We start from the raw sequence: 8,186 nt of genomic DNA, 5'->3' as shown, positions 1-8,186 counted from the left end.
ATAAACTCCGCTCGACTTGCATGTATTAGGCACGCCGCCAGCGTTCGTCCTGAGCCAGGATCAAACTCTCCAATAAAGTATTGAAAAGAGCGATTGCTCATTTTGAAACATCTGACGAGAATGTTACATTCTCTAATTTGGAATCACCGAAGTGAATTCCGATACTCACTCGTTGTTCAGTTTTCAAAGATCAATTTGTTCTTTTCTTCAGTGTCGCGCTTGTCAGCGGCGACCTTTATAATATATCACAGTGTTTATCGTTTTGGCAAGCATTTTTTTCGAAAAAGTTTTTTTCGTTTTTTCTTGCCGTGCGTCTTCTCTTGAAATATCAAAAGGAGCGCGAGATATAATGTATCACGTACGCTCCTGTTTAGTCAACCCTCTTTATTAAATTAATGGCCAAGCACACAAGTTTATAGGCAGCAGTTCATTTTATCAATGCTTGAACTGGGACGAACGCCCGCCCCACGCATATTTCGACAGCTCCTTCTGCGGAGCAAACCGCGCATACATGCGAAACACCGTTTTATATCGGTTGGCAATGGCATGCCTGATATTTTGGTCCAAGCGCTGATCACTTAAATCAAGCAGCATCTCGTCAAGTTCTTTGCGCAGAACATAGTCGAGCTCCTTGCATTCTTTTTCGTTGAACAACATCCCCAACATATGCTTGGCCTCCTTCGTATTATTTTGAGAACAAATCTTTTACGCTGCTGTTTGTGTGTTAGAAGTCAGTCCATTTGATGGGAAATCTGCGCGTATACCCGCTTACACTAGATTAACCGGAGCATAGGAACTATAACCATAATTGCTAAAATTCCCTTTATGGTTCTGCTGAGCACAGGCACTCATGTGATGTTAGGAATCCCCAAATCAAATCGGCTTTAATGTTATGCTCAATTCATCAGAATTTTATGATAAAAGTGCCAATGTAATTGTACTTTCGATAATCGCTGCAAGCAGCAGCAGGATTACTATCCATACGGATGCCGTAACTGTCTGGCGCATAAACTCAGCCCAGCTGCTCCCCCGAACTCTTCCGGACATACTCTGGATAACCTTTCCGCCAAACTGTAGCCCAAATGCACACGCGATAATAATAGCCGGTATTTCGATAATACCGTGTGGAAGCAGCCCTTTTACAATGAGTTGAAACAAATCCGCTCCCTGGATGACCGACAGATGGATCAGATAGCCGATAACAGCACCGTTTATCAATAAGAAGAACGCCGGAATAAATCCAAACAGTGCACCAAGGAAAATAACCGCCACACTTTTAATGCTGTTGTTCAGAAATATAAACGTGAAGAAGCTCCATTCCGGATTATCTGAATCCATGAGCTTTCCGCTGATGCTGCTCAATCCTTCGAGCTGCTGGGCAAGCAGCTTCTGCAGACTGCCGGTGCCGATCCAGCCGAGCACTCCGCCCAACAGGAAAAGAGTCAGTGCCAGCAAAAGCGCCTTGCGGATTGTACCCAGGTCTCTGACGAATCTTGAAAACGCAAACATATTGGCCTCCTAAAATGTTTAGTACAAGCAGTTAATGAGATTTCTGGTCCGTTCGAGGTCATAAGCGTTAGGTACGAGCATACATTTAGAACAAACAAGCCATTTCGCAATGGGAGAGGAGCGCTGCTAGTATGAATTCTTTTTATGTATTCAGCGGCAAAAAGATAAAACGGTTCATCTATATCTTTGCCGCTGCGCTTCTGGCCGCTGGTGTTGTATACGTGGAGAGGGGCAACATTACCGTTTTTTCGGATGCCCAAGCCCCGTCTGCCATTTACAGTGTGCCAACGCAAAAGAAGTTGATCGCTTTAACCTTTGACATTAGCTGGGGTGAAAAGCGGCCTGAACCGATTCTGAAGGTGCTGGAAGACAAAAAGGTAGATAAGGCCACCTTCTTCCTCTCCTCGCCCTGGAGTAAAACACATCCGGAGATTGTTACCAGCATTAAGGATGCAGGCTTTGAAATCGGCAGCCATGGTCATAAGCACGTTAACTACAGTACCCTCAGCAATGAGGAAATCCGCACCCAAATTTCTACAGCTCACACTGTGCTTACTGAATTAACCGGCAAATCGCCCAACCTGATCCGTATGCCCAATGGTGATTTTGACAAAAGAGTGCTTCAGGTGGCCAGCGATCTGGGCTACAAGGTTATCCAATGGGATACCGATTCGCTGGACTGGAAAAACATCGGTGTAGACAATATCGTTAAACGGGTTACCAGCAAGGCTCATCCGGGGGATATCGTCCTCCTCCATGCCAGTGACTCCTGCAAGCAGACTCATGAGGCGCTTCCGCAAATTATTGATAACCTCCGGGCTCAAGGGTATGAGTTCGTTACTGTATCCGAGCTGATCAGCCAAAGCAGTGCCGACGGTACGGAAGTCCGTGATTCCGCTTCTCTGGATAAGGGTCTGGAAGACGCTGCAGGCATGTAACTCTTTTGTGTAGCCGGATGTACCGTAATTTGTCTTGCAGGCCGTCTGGCTAATGACGCGGAGATATGAGCTCAGATATATCAGGTGTCGGAGAATTCAGCTTCGGATAGCTCAGGTCGAGACCCTCCAGGGTTTTGACCACGATGGATAACGCCAGATAATTGCGGTACCACCGGTGATTGGCAGGAATCCAGTACCAGGGTGCCTGTTCAGTGCCGGTCTCACGGAAAACATCCTCATAGGCCTTTTGGTAATCATCCCAATACTCCCGCTCCTGCAGGTCACTGGCGTCGAATTTCCAGTGCTTGGTCGGGTCCTGCAGCCGCTCCTGGATTTTTTCAAGCTGCTTCTCCTTGGAGATATGCAAAAAGAGCTTGATCACCGTTGTGCCCTCCTCCACCAGCATTTCTTCAAACTGGCGGATATAGCGGAAGCGGCGCTTCATATCGTCTTTTTTCAGGCTGCCGTGCACCCGGGGAACCAGTACATCCTCATAATGAGAGCGGTTGAAGGCAGCGATATAGCCCTTGGGCGGAGTTTTCATATGCACTCTCCACAGGAAGTCGTGGGCTTCCTCCTCCAGTGACGGCTTTTTGAAGCTGGTAACGATAAAGCCCTGGGGATTAATACCGGAAAAGATATGCTTTACCGTTCCGTCTTTTCCGCTTGAGTCCATCCCCTGAAGGATGACCAGCAGCGAATGCTTCTTTTGGGCGAAAAGAATATCCTGAAGCTCGGCAAGGCGTTTTTTGAGCTTCTCCATTTTGGCTGCGGCTTCCTCTTTCGAGTGAAAGTCGCCGCGTTCTGACGGATCGAGCTTGCTCAGAATATTTTCACTTGTGTCTTTTATCATATAGCGCTTGATGTTCATATATGCCCTCCCTGCTTACTCATTTCAGTTGCGGCGGCGGTGCGGTCATTAGCTTTTTTATGTAAGCCGTTCTTTAAGATTAACCTTCCTGTTTTCATTTTAATCGCGCTGGAAATAAGAAACCCCCGGTCTCTTAATTAGCTTAGGAGCACCGGGGTTTCTGCGTAAGGTATGTTTTAAGAGGATTGCGGTTTAAGAATTCGGTGCAGTCTTAAAATCTGGAATGCATTGCAGGCAATAAGCGGAACAACAATAAACACAGTTGCACTGTCTACACCGATCTGTAGTACGCCTATCGTCTCCACAATAGTGATGGCTGTCATAAAGAAAAAGGTCGGAATGGCAGCCGCCGCCTTTGTGCTCTGCACCTTGAAATAGGACACAATAACGGCTGTAAGCAGAATGCCCATTCCCAGGACGAGATCAGACCCGCCTATTCTTTCAGCTCCGACAAATGTCCGCAGGAACACCAGTTCGAGCAGCGCCAGCACAGCTAATACCAGCTGTATGTACTGCCAAACTTTACGGGAAAATACACCGTTGCCCATATAGTTAAGAATCAGGTATGCGAAAAACCCCAGCTGTGCGTAAACGCTAACAAGCATTCCGGAGCCAAGTAAAATAAGCAGGTACAGCAGCAGGTCTGCTGTTCCCTTGAAGGCTATGCCGCCATTCACAGCCTGCAGCGCAAGTCCCGCCAGCACGGCCGAGGCAGCGCCTATCAGAAGTGTGGTCCAGAACAGGTGATACCATTTCCTTATACTCAGCCACTCCACCTCCCCTGTGTCAGATTTATTTTACCAAGCCTGCCGTCAAAAAACCATCAAAACCGCGACATATCCTGTGCACCGGTGCGGCATACTACCCTCAGGATTCCTATAAAGGAGGGCAGCGCCAATGAGATGGAGGAGTTTGTTGTCTGGAGGACTGGCATTCAGCCTGGTTCTTACCTTAACAGCCTGCGGAGGAGAACAGAGCAGTTCTTCCAGCCAGATGGGATATAAGGAAATGAAGACAATGGTTGTCGATATATTAAAAAGCGATGAGGGTAAAAAGGCAGTCGAGGAGGCTCTGACCACAGGCAGCGGTTCGGAGGGGAGCAGCGTCAGCGGGCTAAGCATGAAAATGATGCCGCTGCAGACCACGGAACAGATCCGGATCGCAGTCAAAGATACCATTACGGCACCGGAGTACCAGAAAGAAATCGAAAAGATTATGACCGACCCGACCTTTGCCGGCGAGTTCGCAAAAGCCATTAACACACAGAGCAAAGAGCTGCATCTGCAGCTGATTAAGGATCCGACTTATCAGAAGTCAATCGAAGAAATTATGAAGTCGCCTGAAATGATGAAAATGTTCCTGGATCTTACCAAGACCTCCGATTACCGCAAGCAGTCCATGACCATTATGCAGGAAGCGATGCAGAATCCGCTCTTCCGAATGGAAGTGCTGGGACTGCTCAAAACGGTTGTACAGGACGAACTCCAGCCTAAGGTTCAGAAAAAAGGCGAGGAAAAGGGAGGCGGCGGAGACAGCTCGAAACAAGAGGGCGGAGACGACTCCGGCTCTTAACCACAAAGCGGCTTATCCGTTCACATGGATAAGCCGCTTGTAGTGTTGCGCATATTTTTTATTACCTGGAACGTGCTATTCGTACTTAGCGATCAGCTTGTCCGCAACCTCGGCAAACAGCTGGGCCACTTGAGTGTCAGCCTTGTACACGGAGGGGGAAAAATCAGGCTCGGAGATGTGATTGTCCGGAGCGCCAAGCGGCACCTGTGCAAGCAGCTCTGTATGCAGTGTTTCCGCCAGTCTTGCTCCACCTCCGCGTCCGAAGATATAGTCTCTCTTCCCGCATGAGGAGCATTCATAATAGGCCATGTTCTCAATGACACCGAGGATTTCATGCTCTGTCTGCAGCGCCATAGAGCCCGCTCTGGCCGCTACAAAGGCTGCAGTGGCATGAGGGGTGGTTACGATGATCTCCTTGCTGTGAGGAAGCATCTGGTGCACGTCCAGCGCCACATCACCTGTACCCGGAGGAAGGTCCAGCAGCATATAGTCGAGCTCCCCCCAGCCAACATCACTGAAGAACTGGCGGAGCATCTTGCCGAGCATCGGCCCCCGCCAGATGACCGGGCTATTTTCACGGATAAAAAAGCCCATAGACATGACTTTAACCCCGAAACGTTCAACCGGAATAATTGTTCCTTCTTCGACGACTGGCCCCTCCTCGATCCCCATCATATCCGGAATGCTGAATCCGTATATGTCGGCATCGATGAGGCCCACCTTTTTACCTTTGCGCGCGAGGGCTACTGCGAGATTCACCGTCACTGTCGACTTGCCGACACCGCCCTTGCCGCTGGCTACAGCAATGAACTTCACGCCGGAGTTCTCATCCAGCAGCTCATGGTCCTCAAGGCCAGCTGCGTGCCCTTTCAGAGCTGTACCTTGTTCTGGCTCTGGCTTGTCCTCAGAGCTCCCGGTACGAAGGGTAGAGCGCTCAAAGTCGGTTGCATTACGAAGCCGGATATGAATATTCTCCACTCCCCCTTCGGTCAGCAGATCACGCACCTTCTGCTCCAGCTCCATACGGCTGGTATCATCTTCCTCAAGACACACAATGGATAACGAGATTCTATCCTCTTTTACCATAATGTCGCGGATCAGCTGCAGATCAATAAGGCTTTTTCCGGATTCCGGGTCAATCAGCGGCTGCAACAATTCCTGAATTTGTTCCCTGGTCTGCATGAAGAGCACCTCTGTTTCGTTCCGGACGGGTAAGGCTCCGGTTAATTGTATTTATTATAGCATTACCCTTCAACGGATGAGTAGTACCCGTTCAGGGCTGCTCCGATGCATAACGCAGTATCCCCCGGTAAATGCTGGTGGCCACCTTCCGCTGATAAACATCATCTCCAAGCAGGACAGACTCCTCGGGATGCGAAAGAAAACCTACCTCAACCAGCGCGGCTGGCATTTTTAGCATTTTCAGCAGATATACCGTATTCACTGTTTTGGCAACACGGGTCGTATTCTCAAGCGTTGTCCGCAGCTCATCCTGAATAAAGCCCGCCAGCGCATTGTTGCCGTCATTGGCCGGATAATAAAAAGTCTGCGCTCCGCTCCACCGGTTTGAAGGCACACTGTTCATATGTACGCTTATGAAAAGGTCTGCCCCTTTCTCTTCAATGCTTCTTACACGCTGCTTCAGGTCCTCTGTTTTGCGCTTGGAATAGCCCTGCGTTCCTTCACCGGCAAGGTCATAATCACCCTCGCGCGTCATGACTACAATCGCCCCTGCCTGCTGCAGGTAATCCCGTAAATACAGGGAGACGGACAAATTGATATCCTTCTCAATCAGTCCGTTCTTACTGACCGCTCCTCCGTCAGGACCGCCGTGACCGGCATCAATCGCAATAATTTTACCGGACAGCGGCAGGCTCCAGTAGTTCAGCGTCCTGGCAGTAGGCATATCATAGGCTATGATCCCGATCATTACAGCAAGCAGTACGATCCCGAGCACACTTTTTTTGATGCTGCTCCAGGCAATCCAGACCGAGACCTTCCCTTCCTTTCGGCCAGACATAACAAAGACCCCCTCGTTCCGATAGATTCTACTCATCTATATGGGACAAGAGGGCCAAATAGTACTGGCTGTATGATTTTAGGCGTTAACCTGCTCGGACATTCCTTCGATCAGAATCTCCGCGACCTCAGGCCGTGTAAATTCCGGAGGAGGGCACTTCCCTTCACGGAGCAGTCCGCGCACTTTGGTACCCGACAATGTCAGATGCTGATCAGCCGGATGTGGGCAGGTTTTGCTGGAAGCCATATTTCCGCATTTCACGCAGAAAAAGCTGTGCTCGAAGAAGAGCGGTGTAATTCCCAGATCCTCAGCAGTGAAGTTCGAGAAAATCTCCTGTGCTTCATAAGTGCCATAGTAGTCGCCTACTCCGGCATGGTCACGGCCGACAATAAAGTGTGTGCAGCCGTAATTTTTGCGGACCATGGCATGGAAAATCGCTTCTCTCGGTCCTGCATAACGCATAGCCGCCGGGAATACACCCAGGAAAGTCCGGTCAGCGGGATAGTAGTTCTCCAGCAGCGCCAGATAGCTCTTCATCCGTACGTTAGCCGGCACATCATCCGATTTGGTCTCACCCACCAGCGGATTGAGGAACAGGGCGTCTACAACCTCCATAGCGCACTTCTGGATATACTCATGGGCACGATGGACAGGGTTACGAGTCTGGAAGCCTACAACGGTTCTCCAGCCCTTCTCAGCGAAGATCTTCCGGGTCTCGGCAGGGTCAAAATAGAACTCTCCGAACTTCTCCGGCTGCGGGCGGTTAAGCACTCTGATGGGTCCTCCTACATAGGTAGACGGGCGAGCCAGCAGCTTGCTGACACCCGGGTGGGCCGGGTCCGTTGTTCTGAATACATTCTGCGCTTCAATCTGCTGGTCTACACTATAAATGCTCTCCACATCGAGCAGACCGTAAATAACGCCGTCATCCTCACCGATAAGAGAAACAGTATCCCCCACCGCAAGTCCGGAGGCTACCTCATCCTGCACGGCCAGCGTAATCGGAATACTCCACACTGTGCCGTCAGAAAGACGCATATTGTTCACTACGGAATGATAATCCGCTTCATTCAGGAAGCCGGCAAGCGGGGAAAACGCCCCTACACCAATCAGATCGAGATCGGATATTGTCCATGTATTAATTGCAATCGACTTGTTCTCTGAGGCTTGCTGCAGCAGCTCTTCTCTCTGCGCTCCCTCCACAATACGCTGAATCAGTGTTCCTCCGTGTGGAAGTATAGACGTCATCTGGGTACTCTCCTCCTGTATGTTAACA

At 49.7% G+C, this 8,186-nt stretch carries 9 protein-coding genes and 1 rRNA gene; 2 read left to right on the top strand and 8 right to left on the bottom strand.

Annotated elements, in window-relative coordinates:
- The 3 genes from M2108_RS26255 to M2108_RS26245 all read right to left on the bottom strand — a co-directional run.
- A 16S ribosomal RNA gene (locus M2108_RS26255) occupies nt 1-76 on the bottom strand; the annotation flags it as partial.
- 359 nt (nt 77-435) lie between these two features.
- Complete coding sequence (locus tag M2108_RS26250) at nt 436-666, bottom strand: hypothetical protein (protein WP_025336637.1); 231 nt, start codon at nt 664-666, stop codon at nt 436-438.
- A 246-nt stretch (nt 667-912) separates the two neighbouring features.
- On the bottom strand, nt 913-1,509 hold the full coding sequence (locus M2108_RS26245) for a stage II sporulation protein M (protein ID WP_277472318.1): 597 nt from the start codon (nt 1,507-1,509) through the stop codon (nt 913-915).
- Between the two features lie 131 nt (nt 1,510-1,640).
- Between M2108_RS26245 and pdaB the strand changes: the two genes are divergently transcribed.
- The gene (pdaB, locus tag M2108_RS26240; protein WP_277472317.1) at nt 1,641-2,447 is read left to right on the top strand and encodes a polysaccharide deacetylase family sporulation protein PdaB; all 807 of its coding nucleotides are present in this window, start codon (nt 1,641-1,643) and stop codon (nt 2,445-2,447) included.
- Nucleotides 2,448-2,496: 49 nt separating this feature from the next.
- On the opposite strand, the gene M2108_RS26235 is transcribed toward pdaB, so the two are convergent.
- Complete coding sequence (locus M2108_RS26235; protein ID WP_277472316.1) at nt 2,497-3,318, bottom strand: PPK2 family polyphosphate kinase; 822 nt, start codon at nt 3,316-3,318, stop codon at nt 2,497-2,499.
- 176 nt (nt 3,319-3,494) lie between these two features.
- Nucleotides 3,495-4,094, bottom strand: coding sequence for a KinB-signaling pathway activation protein (locus M2108_RS26230; RefSeq protein WP_481856949.1), 600 nt, complete (start codon nt 4,092-4,094; stop codon nt 3,495-3,497).
- A 121-nt stretch (nt 4,095-4,215) separates the two neighbouring features.
- On the opposite strand from M2108_RS26230, the gene gerD reads away from it, so the two are divergent.
- Entirely contained in the window at nt 4,216-4,890 is a 675-nt protein-coding gene (gene gerD, locus M2108_RS26225) for a spore germination lipoprotein GerD (RefSeq protein ID WP_277472315.1), read from the top strand.
- A gap of 75 nt (nt 4,891-4,965) precedes the next feature.
- Here gerD and M2108_RS26220 read toward each other — a convergent pair whose 3' ends face one another.
- The 3 genes from M2108_RS26220 to sat form a co-directional block, all read right to left on the bottom strand.
- Entirely contained in the window at nt 4,966-6,072 is a 1,107-nt protein-coding gene (locus M2108_RS26220) for an Mrp/NBP35 family ATP-binding protein (protein WP_277472314.1), read from the bottom strand.
- 91 nt (nt 6,073-6,163) lie between these two features.
- Nucleotides 6,164-6,910: an N-acetylmuramoyl-L-alanine amidase CwlD gene (cwlD, locus tag M2108_RS26215; protein WP_277472313.1), complete on the bottom strand. Its 747-nt coding sequence runs from the start codon at nt 6,908-6,910 to the stop codon at nt 6,164-6,166.
- A gap of 78 nt (nt 6,911-6,988) precedes the next feature.
- Nucleotides 6,989-8,158, bottom strand: a complete 1,170-nt coding sequence (gene sat, locus M2108_RS26210) for a sulfate adenylyltransferase (RefSeq protein ID WP_277472312.1) — start codon at nt 8,156-8,158, stop codon at nt 6,989-6,991.
- Nucleotides 8,159-8,186: the final 28 nt, after the last annotated feature.

It is taken from the genome of Paenibacillus sp. PastM-3 (genome assembly GCF_029893965.1).
In the GTDB taxonomy this organism is placed as follows: Bacteria; Bacillota; Bacilli; order Paenibacillales; family Paenibacillaceae; genus Paenibacillus_AQ.
Note: the sequence above shows the minus strand (reverse complement) of the source record. Positions and strands in the feature narration are given on the sequence as shown.